Below are 15,000 nucleotides of genomic sequence, written 5' to 3' on the forward strand. Positions count from 1 at the left end.
AATTTACTGCCCGCCCAGCACGCCAACAATGCGGATGGTCTTGTTGTCGGGGATCTCGTTGTGCGAAATGACGCGCAGGCCCGGTGTGCTGCGGCGCAGGAAGCGCGAGAGCATGGGGCGCAGTTGCGCCGGGCAGATCAGGACGGTGTTGAGCCCCTGGTTTTCCATGTTTTCGACCAGCGCCGAAGCTTGTTGCAGCAGGCGCTCGGCCAGTCCCGGTTCCAACCCCCCCTGCGATTTGCCGGTAGCGGCGGAGAGCAGGATGTTTTCCAGTTGCGGTTCCAGCGTGACCACTTGCAGCTCGTTCTCGCCGGGGAAAATCTGGTGGATGATGGCGCGGCCCAATGCCACGCGTACTGCCGAGGTGAGTTCATCGACATCCTGGTTGCGCACAATATGTTCGCCGACGGTTTCCAGAATCGTGCGCATGTCGCGGATATGCATCCCTTCTTCCAGCAGGTTCTGCAGTATCTTTTGCAGGGTACCAACCGGAACGATCTTGGGGATCAGGTCTTCGACCAGTTTGGGCGCTTCCTTGCGGACATGGTCAAGCAATTGCTGTACTTCTTCGCGCCCGAGCAATTCGGAAGCATGACTTTGCAGGATGTTGGAGATGTGTGTGCCGACCACGGTGCTGGCATCAACGACCGTATAGCCCATGGCCTGCGCCTGGTCGCGCAGACCGCTGTCGACCCAGGTCGCTGGCAGGCCGAAGGTGGGGTCCGTGGTTTGCGTGCCGGGCAGTTGCCCCATTGCGTTGCCGGGGTTAATCGCCAGCCACTGGCCGACATAAGCCTCACCGGCGCCGACGTCCACGCCCTTGAGCTGGATGCGGTACTGGTTGGGTTTCAGTTCCAGGTTGTCGCGGATGTGCACGGCCGGAACCAGAAAGCCCAGTTCCTGCGCGATCTTTTTGCGGATGCCGCGGATACGGCGCAGCAGTTCGCCGTCCTGAGTGCGGTCGACGAGCGGGATCAGGCGATAGCCGACTTCCAGCCCGATCTGGTCCACCGGTTGCACATCGGCCCAGCTCACGTCCTGTAGCGGCGCTTCCGCCGGGGCTACGCCTGTTGCGGCAGCGGCAGGTGCAGCCTGGGCGGCCGCTTCCTTTTCCTTGGCGCGTTGTTCCTGCCACCAGGCCAAGCCGCCGGCGAGCAGGGCCATGAGCAGGAAAGCGAAATGCGGCATACCCGGAATCAGGCCAAGAATCGCCAGCACCCCGGCTGTGACGTACAGCACCTGCGGCTTGGCGAAAAGCTGGCCGAGCAGCTGTTCGGAAAGGTCTTCGTTGTTGCTGACGCGCGAAACGACGATGCCGGCCGCGACCGAGATGATCAGTGAGGGTACCTGGGCGACCAGACCGTCGCCGATGGTGAGCAGCGTGTAGACCTTGCCGGCCTCGGCAAAGGGCAGGTCGTGCTGCACCATGCCGACGATCAACCCGCCGACGATGTTGATGATCATGACCATGATGCCGGCAACGGCATCGCCGCGGACGAACTTGGAGGCGCCGTCCATCGAGCCGAAGAAATTGGCTTCCTGAGAGATGGTGGCACGGCGCCGGCGGGCTTCGTCCTCGCCGATCAGCCCTGCGTTGAGGTCGGCATCGATGGCCATCTGCTTGCCGGGCATGGCGTCCAGGGTGAAGCGGGCCGACACTTCGGCGATCCGGCCAGCACCTTTGGTAATCACGACAAAGTTGATGATGGTCAGGATGATGAAGCCGACGATACCGACAGTCATGTTGCCGCCGATCAGCGCATGGCCGAACGATTCGATGACCTTGCCGGCTGCATCCGGGCCGGTGTGCCCGGCCGTCAGCACCAGCTTGGTCGAGGCGACGTTGAGCGAGAGTCGCAGCAGCGTGGTCATCAGCAGTACGATCGGGAACGAGGAGAATTCCAGGATCTCGCGCGTATACAGACTTACCATCAGCACGATCACCGAGATGGCAATGTTGAAGGTGAAGAAAAAATCGAGGGCCAGCGCCGGCAAGGGCAGGATCATCATGCCGAGGATCATCAGCACGAGGATCGGGCCCGCCAGCCGGTTGAGATTAAAGTCGCGCCACACGTTTAGTTTTCAGCTTCCGGATCCAGTTCTTTGGGAACAGGCAGGTTGTCGTTGAGTTCAGGTTCCACGCCGCCGTGGTTCTGGTACTGCTTGAGCTGGTAGATATAGGCCAGCACTTCGGCTGCGGCAGTATACAACGCAGCAGGAATTTCTTGGCCGAGTTCGGTGTGATGATAAAGGGCTCGAGCGAATGGCGGGGTACGGATAACCATGACCTTGTGCTCCTTGCCGATCTCGATGATGCGCTCGGCCAGAAGGAAAGAGCCCTTGGCGATTACAATCGGCGCGCGCATCTTTTCCGTGTACTGGATGGCCACGGCATAGTGGGTCGGGTTGGTGACAATCACGTCGGCCTTGGGAATCGCGGCCATCATGCGCTTGCGCGCGGCCTCGCGCTGCAACTGGCGGATGCGGCCCTTGATTTCCGGCGAGCCTTCCATTTCCTTCATTTCCTGCTTGACCTCTTCCTTGGTCATGCGCAGGCCCTTGTGGTAGTCCCACAATTGATAGGGAACGTCGATGAGCACGATCAGCGCCATCGCTGCGACGGTCATCGTCAGCGTGAAGCGCACCATCTGCCCCAGGAACACGAAGCCTGCATCCGGCGGCATGGTGATGATCTGCAGGAACTGGTCGCGGTCCTTCCAGAGCACGGCAGCCGCTACGCCCCCGACCAACCCCGACTTGAGCACCGTCTTCGTCATCTCGACCAGACTGCGAATCGAAAACATGCGGCCTATCCCGTTCATCGGGTTCATGCGTTCGAAGTTGGGGGTGAGGGGGTCGAACGTGAACAGCCAGCCGCCGATCATGATCGGCGTAAGGACGGCTGCCAGCGCACAGGCCAGAAAGACCGGTAACAGGGCGAGCATGGCTGCACGAACGGCCATCTGCAAATGCAGCCACATCATGGAAGGATCGGCCAGTACGGCGCGCGTAAAGCCGAATTCGCCGACCATGATCTGCTTCAGGGTGGAAAAAAGGGAGGGGCCCAGCATGAATACGGACATGAGCCCGGTCATCAGCACGGCAAAGGTCGTGAGTTCATGCGAGCGCGGTACTTGCCCCTTGCGACGGGCTTCTTCCAGCCGTCGCGGGGAAGGCGGTTCTGTTCGTTCGAGATCGGAATCCTCTGCCATGCGCGAAGTGTATCACTGACCCAAGTTCTGTTGACGCTGGTTAGAAAGCTGCGTTTGGGCTAGCTCCAGAATCTGCCTGGCATTGTCCTTGCTTTATGTCCGGCAAGAGCAAATTTTTCGTCAAGGTGAATACCATGGCTTCAGCATCCCAAGTCTTGTCCGTCAGTGCAGGTATCGGTCGCGGTGTGGAAACGAAATCGGCCACGACGGAAGCTTCTGCAGAGCAGCCTTTTGGTCAGGTGCTTGCACGGGAAGTGTCCCGCAAGGGCGGAGAGCAGCAAGCAGGGGAGAAGGCTGCGGCAGAATCTGCAAAGACAGAAACCGCATCAGCCGAAGCAGCAACTACCACCGAGGCGCAAACAGCAGATGCAAGCGCTACAGGCGAACAGCAGGCCATGGTAGATGCAGTGGCCATGCCCTGGTTGTTGATGATGCAACAGACAGCCCAGGCGACGCAGATCATGCCGCAGATGCAGGGGCTGACGGACGCGGCCAAAATTGCCCCTGAGGGCGCAAAAGCCACGGTGTTGGCGGCGCAAGGGCAAGGGAAGGCAGCAACAGCGCAACCCTTCGGGGAGCTGGCAAGTACAGGCAATGGCGAGCCCGGAGCCCCGGTCACGGGGGGGCTTGGCCAAATGTTGGCGGCAAACTCTGTCACGGAATCCGGCAAGGCTTTGCCGCAGGATCTGTCTGCCTCGCTGGAAAAGATGTCTTTTTCCGGCATCCTCGCCGGGCGCCTGGATAACGATAAAGATGCGCTTGGCTCCGAAGAGGGAGCGAAGTCGCAGAACTGGCTGGCGGTCAGCCAGCCGGCAATCCGTTCGCCCGAATCCAGCGGCGAACAGGTCGCCAAGACCGCGGCGCAGCATGTCGTTGCCGAGCCGGTCGGTGATTCCCGTTGGGGAGATGCGGTGGCTCAACGAGTCAGCATGATGCTGGGGCGGCAGGAGCAGCAGGTCGAAATGCAGCTCAATCCGCCGCATCTGGGGCCGATGGAAGTCCGGCTTACGCTGGGGCAGGAGCAGGCCAGCGTCGTATTTGCCTCCCAGCATGCGGCGGTGCGGGAAGCGCTGGAGGCCGCCACGCCCAAGCTCACGGCCTTGCTGGCTGATCAGGGTATCCAGCTGGTCAATGTTCAGGTGGCGTCGGATTCCCTGCACCAGCATGCGCAGGAGCAGTCGCGCCAGCAGCAGGCTTCCTCTTTCCAGAGTGCGGGGCAAGGGGGGCAAAATGGCCGTGCCTTTGACGGGGAATCGGCTGCGCCCTACTGGCGCACGGAGACGACGGTGCCGGTAGCACGTTCGGGCGTAAGCTTGTACGTATGATTGCGGTGTTGTATTCCAAGTAATATCTCAACACAGCTCGCTTATCTCTTGTTTTTAGGGCGTTTTTGTTTTATAACCCGATGAGGCGCTTTGGCTTTGCCGTAAGCGCCGCTTTCTGCTGTTCGGGCAGGGGGCTATAAAACAGTTTCAACGAGAGGTGAGTCATGTCCGAAGCCAAAGCCGATGCCGCTCCCAAATCCAAGAAAAAATTGATGATGTTCATCATCATCGGTGTGGTGGTTCTGGTCTTGCTGGTCGGCGGTGGACTGGCGGCCTTTCTGATGCTTAAATCGGGCAATTCCGAAGACGATGGCGGGCAAGCAACCAAGACGGAAGCCAAGAAAGACGCCAAGAAAAAGAAAGACGAAAAGAAGGCCGCGCCCGTTTTCGAGAAGCTGGCCCAGTTTACGGTTAACCTCAATGCGCCCGAAACCAACGAAGTCTTGCAAACCGATATTTCGGTCGAGCTGTCGAACGTCAAGGAAAAGGATTTGCTCAAGCAGTACATGCCCAAGATCCAGAGTGAAGTGAACAAGCTGCTGCGTTCCAAGAAGCCCGAGGAAGTGAAAACCGCGGCAGGAACAGACAAGCTCGGCGCGGAGATTCGCGAGCTCATCAACAAGATTCTCAAGATAGAAGGCGAGGGTGAGGGCGTGCTCTCGGTGCAGTTCACTACATTTATCGTGCGTTGAGCCGATAGAAAGTAAACCGGGTTTGTCGCTGAAGAATCATGGCAGACGATATTCTTTCCCAAGAAGAGGTCGATGCGCTGCTGCGCGGTGTGACCGGCGAGGAGGATTCTTCTGAAGAGGAAGCCGAGGGTTCGGCTGTCCGCTCGTATGACATCGGCCGCCAGGAACGCATCGTTCGTGGCCGGATGCCGACGCTTGAAATCATCAACGAGCGTTTCGCCCGCAACCTGCGCATTGCCCTCTTCAATTTCATGCGCCGCAACGCCGAAATATCGGTGGGGCCGGTCAAGGTTCAGAAATACGGTGATTTCATCCGCAATCTGGTGGTGCCGACCAACCTCAACCTGATCCACATGAAGCCGCTGCGCGGCACCGGCTTGTTCATCTTCGATCCGGATTTCGTATTCCTGGTGGTCGACAATCTCTTCGGTTCCGATGGGCGCTACCATGTACGAGTCGAAGGCCGTGACTTTACCCCGACCGAGCAGCGCATCATCCAGCGTTTGCTGGACGTGGTGTTCGAGGAATACCAGAAAGCCTGGAAACCGGTGTTCGAGTGCGAGTTCGCCTACGTGCGCTCGGAAATGAATACCCAGTTTGCCAACATCGCTACTCCGACCGAAGTCGTTGTTTCTTATACCTTCAAGATCGAACTGGGTGCCGGTGGCGGTGATTTCCATGTCTGCCTGCCGTATTCGATGATCGAGCCGATTCGCGACATGCTCTACAGCTCCATGCAGGCCGACCGGATGGAATCGGATACCCGCTGGCTGAAGTTGCTGCGTCGCCAGGTCCAGCAGGCGGAGGTCGATCTCGTTGCGCAGCTGGGTAATGCCAAGGTCACACTTGGCGATATCGTGAACCTGAAAGTGGGAGATGTGATCTCTCTGGATATTCCCGAGGCGGTCGTGGCCGAGGTGGACGGAGTTCCAGTGCTTGAATGCAAATATGGTATTCTTAACGGTCAGTACGCCTTGAAGGTGAACAAGATACTCAGCACGCCGGAAATGATGGCCGGTTTGCCGGAAGATGATGGCCAGGGGGAGCCGAATGGCTGACGACGAGAATACATCCGCAGACGATTCCAGCATCATGGATGACTGGGCGGCCGCGCTTGCCGAACAGGAAACTGTAGAAACGGCAGAGAGTGCGCCTTCGCCCAGCGTTCAGGCAGCCAATATCTTTGAAAGTTTCGATACCCATACGATAGGGGGCGGCGGTTCTGCGCCCAGCAATATCGACATGGTGCTCGATATCCCGGTTATGCTGACTGTGGAACTGGGTCGTACCAAGATCGCCATTCGCAGCCTGCTGCAGCTGGCGCAAGGCTCCGTCGTGGAGCTTGACGGCCTGGCGGGCGAGCCCATGGATGTGCTTGTCAACGGTTGCCTGATCGCCCAAGGTGAAGTCGTGGTCGTGAACGACAAATTCGGGATTCGCCTGACCGACATCATCACCCCGGCGGAACGTATCCGCCGTCTGCACAAGTAATCGACAATGCAACTCCGGTGTCTGTTTGCGGCGTTGCCAGCCGGCTTGCCTTGCATCGCCCGCGCAACGGCCTCTGCGCCGGCTGCGGAGCCGTCACTAGCCGGGAACATGCTGCAGGTTTTTCTGGTGCTGGTTTTCGTTCTGGGTTTGATTGTGGCTGCTGCCTGGCTGATGCGGCGCTTCTCCCTTCTTCCCTCTGCGGCTGGCGGGCAGCTGCGGGTCGTGTCAGGGGTGATGGTGGGGCAGCGCGAGCGCGTGGTGATTGTCGAGGTGCGCGATCAATGGCTGGTTTTGGGTGTGACCGCCCAGAACGTCAATCTGCTTTCCAGTATGCCCAAGCCCGAAGATGCGGCTGTCTCTGCGCCCGGTACACCACCATTCGCCGAATGGCTGGGCCGGGCTCTGCAAAAACGGATCGGCGGCGCATCCGGCAATGCGCCGGGAAAAACATGAAACGCTTCGCCCCCTTCATTTTGCTCGGCTTGTTGATTGCCCCTGTCTGGGCAGCTGACCCGGGAATTCCGCTGCTGAACGCCTCGTCTTCCGGCGGAGGCACGACTTACACCCTGCCGGTCCAGACGCTGCTGTTCATGACGGCGCTGTCGTTCCTGCCGGCCATCCTGTTGATGATGACGGCGTTCACGCGCATCGTGATCGTGCTGTCGCTCTTGCGCCAAGCGCTGGGAACCATGCAGTCCCCGCCCAACCAGGTGGTTGTCGGTCTGTCGCTGTTCCTGACTTTCTTCGTGATGGCGCCGGTGTTCGACAAGGTCTATCAGCAAGCCTACCAGCCTTATTCGGCGCAGAAGATCGGTTTCAACGAGGCGTTGGCCAAGGGGTCGGTGCCGTTGAAGGAGTTCATGCTCAAGCAGACCCGGCAGAAGGATCTGGCTTTCTTTATCGAGGTTTCCGGTGCGCAGAAGCCCAATGGGCCGGAGGATGTGCCGTTGCGCGTGCTGGTGCCGGCCTATGTGACCAGCGAACTCAAGACGGCATTCCAGATCGGCTTTCTGGTGATGATCCCGTTTCTGATTATCGATGTCGTGGTGGCCAGTGTGTTGATGGGGATGGGGATGATGATGGTTTCGCCCATGATCATTTCCTTGCCGTTCAAGCTGATGCTCTTTGTTCTGGTCGATGGCTGGACGCTGTTGATGGGCTCTCTCGTGCAGAGCTTCCTGCTGTGAGGAGGGCGGAATGACGCCGGAGTCCGTAATCAGCCTTCTGCAGCGTGCGATGGAGGTTATGGTTTTGCTGGGCGGCCCCTTGCTGCTGGCGACGCTCGTGGTGGGGCTGGTGGTCAGTGTGTTCCAGGCGGCTACCCAGATCAACGAAGCTACGCTGTCCTTCATCCCCAAGATGCTGGTGGCGTTTCTGGTCTTCGTTCTGGCCGGACCGTGGATGCTGCAGGTGATTACGGATTACACCGTGCGCCTTTACCAGAGCATTCCGCAGATGGTCGGCTGAATCTGCCATGCTCTCCTTTACCCAGGGGCAGGTGGATGCGTGGCTGGCGCTGTTCTGGTGGCCGTACTTGCGCATCTTCGGGCTGATGATCGTTGATCCGTTCTTTTCCAGTCGCTCGATTCCGGTACGGGTTCGCGTCGGACTTTCGATCCTCCTGGTGTTGCTGGTGGCGCCGAACCTCCAGCCTTTGCCGCATATCCCCGTCGTGTCCCCGCAAGGCATCCTGATTGCCCTGAAAGAGCTGCTGATCGGCGCCTCGCTGGGTTTTACCGTGCGCCTGATTTTTACCGGAATGGAAATGGCCGGGCATTTAAGCGGTTTGCAAATGGGGCTGGGTTTTGCCACTTTTTACGACCCGCAGCATGCGACCAGTACACCCGTCGTGGCGCAATTGCTGAGCCTTTTCATGTTGCTGGTTTTTCTGGCCTTTGATGGTCATCTCGTGGTGCTGCGTGCGTTGCTCGAGAGTTATGCTCAATTGCCGATCGGCCCGGCGCCGCCGGGCGCGGGCGGACTCAAGCTGATGGCGGATTTTGGCGCTTTCGTTTTTCGCTCGGGCGTGATGCTGTCCCTGCCGGTGCTGGCTGCGCTGCTGGTGACCAATCTCGCGATCGGGGTGATGACGCGCGCCGCGCCGCAGTTGAACGTGTTTGCCATCGGCTTCCCTCTCACGCTGGCCATCGGGGCTGGGGCGCTCTATCTTTCGCTGCCTTACCTCGTTCCGTACATCAACGGTTTCCTGGGCGAAATAACCCGTCATTTCCTGAAACTGTTGAGGGCGTTCGGAGGGTGACTTTGGGTGGATTGCGCTCCATCCCGCCTGTAATAATTCCCGATTACTTTAATCGGTTATTGGCTGCGTTATAATCCCGGAAAATACTCAGGAGAGACCCCATGTCCGCAGCGATTGCCGACGTGCAGAATTCACCGGATAACCGCAACATCGCCATCAACAAGGTGGGCATCAAGTCGATCCGCCACCCGGTGCGCGTATCCGACCGAGCCGACGGTGAGCAGTACACCGTGGCCGTTTTCGATATGTACGTATTCCTGCCCCAGCATTTCAAGGGTACGCATATGTCGCGCTTTGTCGAGATTCTCAATAGCCATGAAAAGGCGATCTCGGTCGATTCGTTCGAAACCATCCTGCGCCAGATGTGCGAACGCCTGGAGGCGGAATCCGGCTACCTGGAAATGCGTTTCCCCTTCTTCATCAACAAGCGCGCGCCGGTTTCCGAAGTGCAAAGCCTTATGGATTACGAGGTGACGCTGGTTGGCGAAATCAAGAAAGGCCAGTTCGAGATGCGCCTCAAGGTGCAGGTGCCGGTCACCAGCCTGTGCCCGTGCTCCAAGAAAATCTCCGAATACGGGGCGCACAACCAGCGCTCGCACGTCACGGTGACCGCCACGCTGGCCGAACACGTCTGGATCGAGGAGATTGTCGAACTGGTGGAAAAGGAAGCCTCGTGCGAGCTCTTCGGCCTGCTCAAGCGCCCCGACGAGAAATACGTGACCGAGCGTGCCTACGACAATCCCAAGTTCGTCGAGGACATGGTGCGCGACGTGGCTTCGCGTCTCAATGCCGACAGCCGCATTGCCGCCTATGTGGTCGAATCGGAAAACTTCGAGTCGATCCACAATCATTCGGCTTATGCGCTGATTGAGCAGGACAAGCGTGTGAATAATTGCTGCGAAGGCGCATAACTGCTGCGTAGCAGTGGATTCAAAAAGGCCGGCGCAAGCCGGCTTTCTCATTTCTGCCTGATCAGGCAGTCTGTCCATTGCGACGGTAAGGCCGCAGGACGGAATTCATCCCGTCGAGCGATTTTCTGGCCGGGATGATGACGGGTTCTCAAGCCAGATCAGGCTGGCCATCCGTCCCGTCTGCCCGTCGCGACGGTAGGAGAAGAAACGCGCCGGCTCGCTGAAGGTGCAGTATTCACCACCGTAGATGCGGGTAACGCCGCAGGCTTCGAGCCGCTGCCGGGCCAGTTGGTAGAGATCGGCCAGCCACTTGCCTTCCGCGGCTCCGGGTCGGAAGGCGTCGGCGGCGTGTGCATCGCGTGCCACAAAGGCGGCGCGAACTTCATTTCCCACCTCGAAGGCTTGCGGGCCGATGGCCGGGCCAAGCCATGCCAGAATGCGTTCTGGCGCAACCGTCATCGCCGCAACGGTAGCCTCCAGCACCCCGTTGCACAGCCCGCGCCAGCCCGCGTGCGCGGCGCCTGCGACGGTTCCGGTTTCGTCGCAGAACAGTACCGGCAGGCAATCGGCAGTCATGACCGCGCAGACTGCGCCGGGAGCATGGGCAACGGCTGCATCGGCATCGCTGCCGGCCGGAGTCTGGCTCGCATCAGCGACAACGGTGCCGTGCACCTGGTTCAGCCACAGCGGTTCGGTGGGGAGATGCCGGCGCAGGCTTGCGCGGTTGCGGGCCACGGTTTGCGCGTCGTCGCCGACATGGGTGCCAAGGTTCAGCGAATCGAACGGCGCGCCACTGAAGCCACTCCGGCGGGTGGTGGCGAGCGCTTTGACGTTGGGCGGTGCAGGCCAGTCCGGAATGATGAATTCCGGCTCATTCCTTGACATAGAAGATCTCGCAATTGTCGTCTTCGTCGCCCCAATCGTCATCGTCCCAGTCTTCCTCTTCTTCGGCCATGCCGGCGTCGGCGCGCAGGGCATAGAGCAGGGCGGTCATGTCTTCCGGGACCGGCGCTTTCCAGGTCATGGTCTTGCCGTTTTCCGGGTGGACGAGCGAGAGCTTGCGCGCATGCAGCGCCTGACGGTTGAAGTCTTCCAGTGCCAGCGTCATTTCTTGCGAAGCCAGGCGCGGTTTGCCGCCATAGACCGGATCGGCCGCGAGCGGGTGGCCGATGTGCGCCATGTGCACGCGGATCTGGTGGGTGCGCCCTGTTTCCAGCCGGCATTCGACGAGTGTATGCGCGGCGAATTGCTCGATGGCGCGCCAGTGCGTGATCGCAGGTTTGCCGGTATGCACCACGGCCATCTTGATGCGTTCGCGCGGGTGGCGGCCGATGGGGGCGTCCACGGTGCCGTCACCGGCCAGTTTGCCCTGGACGATGGCCAGATAGTGGCGCTTGACCGTGCGGGCCTGCAGTTGCTGGACCAGGTTGTTCTGCGCGGTCAGCGTGCGTGCGACGACCATCAGCCCACTGGTGTCCTTGTCCAGCCGGTGCACAATACCGGCGCGCGGAACGGTTTTGAGTTCGGGGAATGCGAAAAGCAGACCGTTGAGCACGGTGCCGGACCAATTGCCGCTGCCGGGGTGTACGACCAGGCCAGCCGGTTTGTCGATGACGAGGATCGATTCGTCTTCGTAGACAACGTCGAGCGGAATGTCTTCGGCCTGGAACGAGGTTTCTTCCGGATTGGCCTGGATGTGCACGCAAAGATGCTCGCCGCCCCAGAGCTTCAGCTTGGGGACTGACTCCTTGCCGTCGACCGTGACCAGCCCGTCCTTGATCCAGTTGCTGATCCGGCTGCGAGAATACTCCGGCATCAGACTGGCCAGCGCGGCATCCAGCCGCTCGCCGGCGAGCTCCCGAGGAACGGTTAGAACACGCTCCTCCGTGAAGTCGCTATAATCGTCGGGTTCAATAGTGGAATTCATCATGAACCAGATTCTAACCCGAATCCTTGCCGTTGCCTGTGCCGGTATTTTGATTGCCGGCTGTTCCTCCACGCCGGACGACAACGATCTGGCCAAAGGCTGGAGCGCGGACAAGATTTACTCCGAAGCCAAGAGCGAGCAATCCAGCAACAACTTCGACCGTTCGACCAAGCTTTTCGAAAAGCTGGAGGCGCGCTTCCCGTATGGGCGCTATGCCCAGCAGGCGCAGCTGGAGATTGCCTATAACCATTACAAGGACAAAGAGCCCGCGCTGGCGCTGGCGGCAATCGACCGCTTCGTGAAGCAGTATCCGACGCACCCGAACATGGACTACGCCTACTACTTCAAGGGGTTGGTTTCCTTCAATGAAGTGCAGGGCTTCATGTCGAAAGTCTCGCAACAGGATATGTCCGAGCGCGATCCGAAGAGCGCACGGGAATCCTTCGACGCTTTCCGCGAGCTCGTGAACCGCTATCCGGACAGCAAGTACGTGCAGGATGCCCGTTTGCGGATGAACTACCTGATTGGTGCGATTGCCTCGCACGAACTGCATGTGGCGCGCTATTACTACAAGCGAGGCGCGTTCCTGGCTGCAGCCAACCGCGCCAAGTTGTTGATTGAGCAGTACGGTAACACCAGACAGGTCGAAGGCGCGCTCGGGCTCATGGTGCTTTCCTACGACAAGCTGGGCATGAAGGATCTGCGTGACGATGCCAAGCGCGTATTGCAGAAAAATTATCCCGACAGCAAGGCTATGCAGGAAAACTTCCTGAGCGACCCGTGGTGGTGGTCGCCGCTCTGATTCAAAAAGTTTGAGTGGGGTGTTGACAGGTCTGAAGGGGTGCTGCATAATTCGAATCTCTTCGGGGGTATAGCTCAGTTGGGAGAGCGCTTGCATGGCATGCAAGAGGTCATCGGTTCGATCCCGTTTACCTCCACCAAGACATAAAATGAAGGCCGCATGAATGTGCGGCATTCGTTTGTAAAAAGTTGAAGTCCCTATAGTTTAGCGGTTAGAACACTGCCCTTTCACGGCGGCGGCCGGGGTTCGATTCCCCGTGGGGACGCCACTTTTATATAACCCGCAGAACGAATCACTGCTCCCAGTGTGGTTCTGCCGGTAATTAAAAACTGCTTCTTACCTTTAGCACTCGCGAGCGGTGTTGCAACCAACGGTTCAGCAAGCAGTTCTCTCAGTAGTTTTCGCGTTTCCTCTAGATTCCCTGATAGTAACTCACCCAACTTGGGTTGAATTTCGTCCAGCCAGTCGCTCAGCACCTGTTCGTCAAACTGGTGGCGCTGACGCATGACCATTTCTTCTTGCTTCAACCCAATTTGAAGCCCCTCGCGTAACTGCTCCCGCTGGCGAATTTCATCCAGAACGCTTTTGGGGGCTGATCCCTCGGCAAGATAACCCAGCAAGTTTTTCAGTTCCCGCTCAATCTTGCTTAGCGTCGCTTTCATTTGTTCTGTGCGCTGCGTGCTGTCCGATTCATTACCATGCTGCGTCATGAAGTCCTTGGCTTGCGCCACCATCAGATCGCGGGTTTCTGGTGTCAGCAGGATTTTCTTCACTTGATCCAAGACCTGCGTATCCAGAACCAGCATATTGATCCGGAAACTGTTCTTGCAGGCACTATTGCCCCGATTGCGATGGGTGCTGCACCCGTAGTACAAGTATTTACGAGGATCGTTTTCAGGATTTTTGGGCGGTTTTCCACCCAGCATCACAATGTTCCCGCCACAGAGCGCGCAACGCATCATCCCCGTCAGCAGGTATTTACTCGATTTACCTGTGTCGATGGCCGCGGGCTTGGACAACAAGCCTGGCAAGGCCCAATCGGAAGAGGGCGTGCCAGATACGGTGAAGGCACTCGGCGGGGGCGCGGCTTTAACCTGCCGGTTGTAATTCTCCCGGTGCGCCTGAACGCGTAATTGCACCTTATCCCAGAGCGCTTGTTCAATCAGGCGTAAATGAGGGAATTCATACCGGGCAAATTCATCCTGTTTCACCCGCTTGTTCTTGCGCCCCCGTTGTCGGGTTTTACGATACTCCCCATAACTGATCACCCCGATATAACGCTCCCGACACAGCATCGGCTGAATACAACTGGAGGACCAGCTCCCCGACCCTCGGTTGCCTGCACTGGGCGAAGGGGGGGTAACACCGTTCAAGTACTTGCAATTCAACGCCAGATAGCGTGGCGAATTCTCGCCATTCAACACCCGAGCAATATCGCGGTAGCCCAAGCCATCGGCGTACATCGTAAAAATCGCTCTGACCACCCCAGCTTCTGCTTCCAGTGGCCGCTGCTCAGTATGGCTGCGCACCTGATGCCCATGCGCATCCGTCGTAAAAACCGGCACATTCTCATAACCGTATACGCGCCCACCCGTGACATGCCCCAGACTGGCCTTGCGCGCCAGGGTATCCCGACTGCGCACAGAGGCACTGATTCGCTCCATCTCTCCGGCATAAGAACGCAGATTGATCATCAGGCGCGCCTCCGGCGAATCAGCCAGTTCACGTTGCCCTGTCTGGTAGTACCAAACCTGAATATGGTGCTGGTTGATGATGTCATCGAGCAAAAGTACATTCAGTTGCGAGTCGCGCCCCAGCCGATCCAGATCCGCCGTGATCAAAACATCATAGCGAGACAGATTCGCGTGTAGCCTGTTTAATCCCTCTCGCAATAAATACTCAGCGCCGGAGATGCCATCGTCCACATAGATGTCGGCATCTTCGATCTGCCAGCCGCGGCTTTGCGCAAATTCCCGACAGCGAATCATCTGGCGATGGATCGATTTGTTATCGTCCACGCGACTATCCTCGGTGCTTTTACGACAATAGGCGGCGACTCTCATGGAGCATCCTCCGGGAAAGGGAGTGCATTTGCATCCAGCGCATTTGATGTGTTTGCGTCCAACGCATTTGATGTGATCGACGGTTGCTGCTGATCTTGTCGATAAGCCGTGGCCAGCCATTGCCCGCATTGCCGAATCGCCGGGTGATCCTGGCTGGGTAACGATGGGGACACTGCCGGTGGCACGGGAATTTGCCAGAGGTTGATTTCAATGATCGCCATGGAAAAACTCCTTTGTATTGAAGTGCATAGCAAATCACATTCCCCACGAAACACTCAAACTTTAGGCCGCTTTTTTGTGAAAACCACGGGCCCATG

Annotated in this window: 16 protein-coding genes and 2 tRNA genes; 12 read left to right on the forward strand and 6 right to left on the reverse strand. The window is 58.5% G+C overall.

Going from position 1 to position 15,000, the window contains the following annotated elements:
* Window positions 1–3: 3 nt before the first annotated feature.
* A complete protein-coding gene (gene flhA, locus BMZ36_RS09810; RefSeq protein ID WP_373277411.1) occupies window positions 4–2,022 on the reverse strand; it encodes a flagellar biosynthesis protein FlhA in 2,019 nt (672 codons plus the stop codon).
* Between the two features lie 53 nt (window positions 2,023–2,075).
* Window positions 2,076–3,212: a flagellar biosynthesis protein FlhB gene (flhB, locus tag BMZ36_RS09815; protein ID WP_091195383.1), complete on the reverse strand. Its 1,137-nt coding sequence runs from the start codon at window positions 3,210–3,212 to the stop codon at window positions 2,076–2,078.
* 134 nt (window positions 3,213–3,346) lie between these two features.
* Between flhB and BMZ36_RS09820 the strand changes: the two genes are divergently transcribed.
* From BMZ36_RS09820 to folE2, 9 genes are all read left to right on the forward strand, one after another.
* A complete protein-coding gene (locus BMZ36_RS09820; RefSeq protein WP_177187846.1) occupies window positions 3,347–4,537 on the forward strand; it encodes a flagellar hook-length control protein FliK in 1,191 nt (396 codons plus the stop codon).
* 164 nt (window positions 4,538–4,701) lie between these two features.
* A complete protein-coding gene (locus tag BMZ36_RS09825; RefSeq protein WP_091195391.1) occupies window positions 4,702–5,229 on the forward strand; it encodes a flagellar basal body-associated FliL family protein in 528 nt (175 codons plus the stop codon).
* Window positions 5,230–5,267: 38 nt separating this feature from the next.
* The gene (fliM, locus tag BMZ36_RS09830; RefSeq protein ID WP_091195396.1) at window positions 5,268–6,287 is read left to right on the forward strand and encodes a flagellar motor switch protein FliM; all 1,020 of its coding nucleotides are present in this window, start codon (window positions 5,268–5,270) and stop codon (window positions 6,285–6,287) included.
* Window positions 6,280–6,720 (forward strand): flagellar motor switch protein FliN, encoded by a 441-nt coding sequence (gene fliN / locus BMZ36_RS09835; RefSeq protein ID WP_091195399.1) that lies wholly within the window; start codon window positions 6,280–6,282, stop codon window positions 6,718–6,720. Before fliM ends, fliN begins: the two co-directional genes overlap by 8 nt.
* 6 nt (window positions 6,721–6,726) lie before the next feature.
* Complete coding sequence (gene fliO, locus BMZ36_RS09840) at window positions 6,727–7,173, forward strand: flagellar biosynthetic protein FliO (RefSeq protein WP_091195402.1); 447 nt, start codon at window positions 6,727–6,729, stop codon at window positions 7,171–7,173.
* Window positions 7,170–7,907: a flagellar type III secretion system pore protein FliP gene (fliP, locus tag BMZ36_RS09845; RefSeq protein WP_091195408.1), complete on the forward strand. Its 738-nt coding sequence runs from the start codon at window positions 7,170–7,172 to the stop codon at window positions 7,905–7,907. The genes fliO and fliP overlap by 4 nt, the downstream gene beginning before the upstream one ends.
* 10 nt (window positions 7,908–7,917) lie before the next feature.
* A complete protein-coding gene (fliQ, locus tag BMZ36_RS09850) occupies window positions 7,918–8,187 on the forward strand; it encodes a flagellar biosynthesis protein FliQ (RefSeq protein WP_091195411.1) in 270 nt (89 codons plus the stop codon).
* A 7-nt stretch (window positions 8,188–8,194) separates the two neighbouring features.
* Window positions 8,195–8,980 (forward strand): flagellar biosynthetic protein FliR, encoded by a 786-nt coding sequence (fliR, locus tag BMZ36_RS09855; RefSeq protein WP_091195414.1) that lies wholly within the window; start codon window positions 8,195–8,197, stop codon window positions 8,978–8,980.
* Between the two features lie 101 nt (window positions 8,981–9,081).
* Entirely contained in the window at window positions 9,082–9,891 is an 810-nt protein-coding gene (folE2, locus tag BMZ36_RS09860) for a GTP cyclohydrolase FolE2 (RefSeq protein WP_091195417.1), read from the forward strand.
* A 105-nt stretch (window positions 9,892–9,996) separates the two neighbouring features.
* On the opposite strand, the gene pgeF is transcribed toward folE2, so the two are convergent.
* Both pgeF and rluD read right to left on the reverse strand, forming a co-directional pair.
* Window positions 9,997–10,776 carry a peptidoglycan editing factor PgeF gene (pgeF, locus tag BMZ36_RS09865; protein WP_091195421.1) on the reverse strand — a complete coding sequence of 260 codons (780 nt, stop codon included), beginning with the start codon at window positions 10,774–10,776 and terminating at the stop codon, window positions 9,997–9,999.
* Window positions 10,763–11,821, reverse strand: coding sequence for a 23S rRNA pseudouridine(1911/1915/1917) synthase RluD (gene rluD / locus BMZ36_RS09870; RefSeq protein WP_091195426.1), 1,059 nt, complete (start codon window positions 11,819–11,821; stop codon window positions 10,763–10,765). The genes pgeF and rluD overlap by 14 nt, the downstream gene beginning before the upstream one ends.
* On the opposite strand from rluD, the gene BMZ36_RS09875 reads away from it, so the two are divergent.
* The 3 genes from BMZ36_RS09875 to BMZ36_RS09885 all read left to right on the forward strand — a co-directional run bounded on the left by BMZ36_RS09875 (window position 11,820) and on the right by BMZ36_RS09885 (window position 12,888).
* Window positions 11,820–12,620: an outer membrane protein assembly factor BamD gene (locus BMZ36_RS09875; protein WP_091195430.1), complete on the forward strand. Its 801-nt coding sequence runs from the start codon at window positions 11,820–11,822 to the stop codon at window positions 12,618–12,620. The two genes, rluD and BMZ36_RS09875, sit on opposite strands and share 2 nt — an antisense overlap.
* Before the next feature lie 63 nt (window positions 12,621–12,683).
* Window positions 12,684–12,759: transfer RNA gene (locus tag BMZ36_RS09880), tRNA-Ala, on the forward strand.
* Window positions 12,760–12,813: 54 nt separating this feature from the next.
* A tRNA-Glu gene (locus tag BMZ36_RS09885) sits at window positions 12,814–12,888 on the forward strand.
* Here BMZ36_RS09885 and BMZ36_RS14865 read toward each other — a convergent pair.
* A complete protein-coding gene (locus BMZ36_RS14865) occupies window positions 12,848–14,683 on the reverse strand; it encodes a recombinase family protein (protein WP_373277413.1) in 1,836 nt (611 codons plus the stop codon). The two genes, BMZ36_RS09885 and BMZ36_RS14865, sit on opposite strands and share 41 nt — an antisense overlap.
* Window positions 14,680–14,904 (reverse strand): hypothetical protein, encoded by a 225-nt coding sequence (locus tag BMZ36_RS14360; RefSeq protein WP_143086023.1) that lies wholly within the window; start codon window positions 14,902–14,904, stop codon window positions 14,680–14,682. The genes BMZ36_RS14865 and BMZ36_RS14360 overlap by 4 nt, the downstream gene beginning before the upstream one ends.
* Window positions 14,905–15,000: the final 96 nt, after the last annotated feature.

The sequence above is a fragment of the Formivibrio citricus genome (genome assembly GCF_900115065.1).
Lineage (GTDB): Bacteria > Pseudomonadota > Gammaproteobacteria > Burkholderiales > Chitinibacteraceae > Formivibrio > Formivibrio citricus.

What these genes read in the sequence shown, in the direction of transcription:
- fliN (WP_091195399.1), top strand. Translation starts at nt 6,280, where the DNA reads ATGGCTGACGACGAGAATACATCCGCAGACGATTCCAGCATCATGGAT.
- flhB (WP_091195383.1), bottom strand. Translation starts at nt 3,212, where the DNA reads ATGGCAGAGGATTCCGATCTCGAACGAACAGAACCGCCTTCCCCGCGA.
- BMZ36_RS09820 (WP_177187846.1), top strand. Translation starts at nt 3,347, where the DNA reads ATGGCTTCAGCATCCCAAGTCTTGTCCGTCAGTGCAGGTATCGGTCGC.
- BMZ36_RS14865 (WP_373277413.1), bottom strand. Translation starts at nt 14,683, where the DNA reads ATGAGAGTCGCCGCCTATTGTCGTAAAAGCACCGAGGATAGTCGCGTG.
- folE2 (WP_091195417.1), top strand. Translation starts at nt 9,082, where the DNA reads ATGTCCGCAGCGATTGCCGACGTGCAGAATTCACCGGATAACCGCAAC.
- rluD (WP_091195426.1), bottom strand. Translation starts at nt 11,821, where the DNA reads ATGATGAATTCCACTATTGAACCCGACGATTATAGCGACTTCACGGAG.
- fliM (WP_091195396.1), top strand. Translation starts at nt 5,268, where the DNA reads ATGGCAGACGATATTCTTTCCCAAGAAGAGGTCGATGCGCTGCTGCGC.
- BMZ36_RS09825 (WP_091195391.1), top strand. Translation starts at nt 4,702, where the DNA reads ATGTCCGAAGCCAAAGCCGATGCCGCTCCCAAATCCAAGAAAAAATTG.
- fliQ (WP_091195411.1), top strand. Translation starts at nt 7,918, where the DNA reads ATGACGCCGGAGTCCGTAATCAGCCTTCTGCAGCGTGCGATGGAGGTT.
- flhA (WP_373277411.1), bottom strand. Translation starts at nt 2,022, where the DNA reads ATGATCCTCGGCATGATGATCCTGCCCTTGCCGGCGCTGGCCCTCGAT.
- fliR (WP_091195414.1), top strand. Translation starts at nt 8,195, where the DNA reads ATGCTCTCCTTTACCCAGGGGCAGGTGGATGCGTGGCTGGCGCTGTTC.
- pgeF (WP_091195421.1), bottom strand. Translation starts at nt 10,776, where the DNA reads ATGTCAAGGAATGAGCCGGAATTCATCATTCCGGACTGGCCTGCACCG.
- fliP (WP_091195408.1), top strand. Translation starts at nt 7,170, where the DNA reads ATGAAACGCTTCGCCCCCTTCATTTTGCTCGGCTTGTTGATTGCCCCT.
- BMZ36_RS14360 (WP_143086023.1), bottom strand. Translation starts at nt 14,904, where the DNA reads ATGGCGATCATTGAAATCAACCTCTGGCAAATTCCCGTGCCACCGGCA.
- fliO (WP_091195402.1), top strand. Translation starts at nt 6,727, where the DNA reads ATGCAACTCCGGTGTCTGTTTGCGGCGTTGCCAGCCGGCTTGCCTTGC.
- BMZ36_RS09875 (WP_091195430.1), top strand. Translation starts at nt 11,820, where the DNA reads ATGAACCAGATTCTAACCCGAATCCTTGCCGTTGCCTGTGCCGGTATT.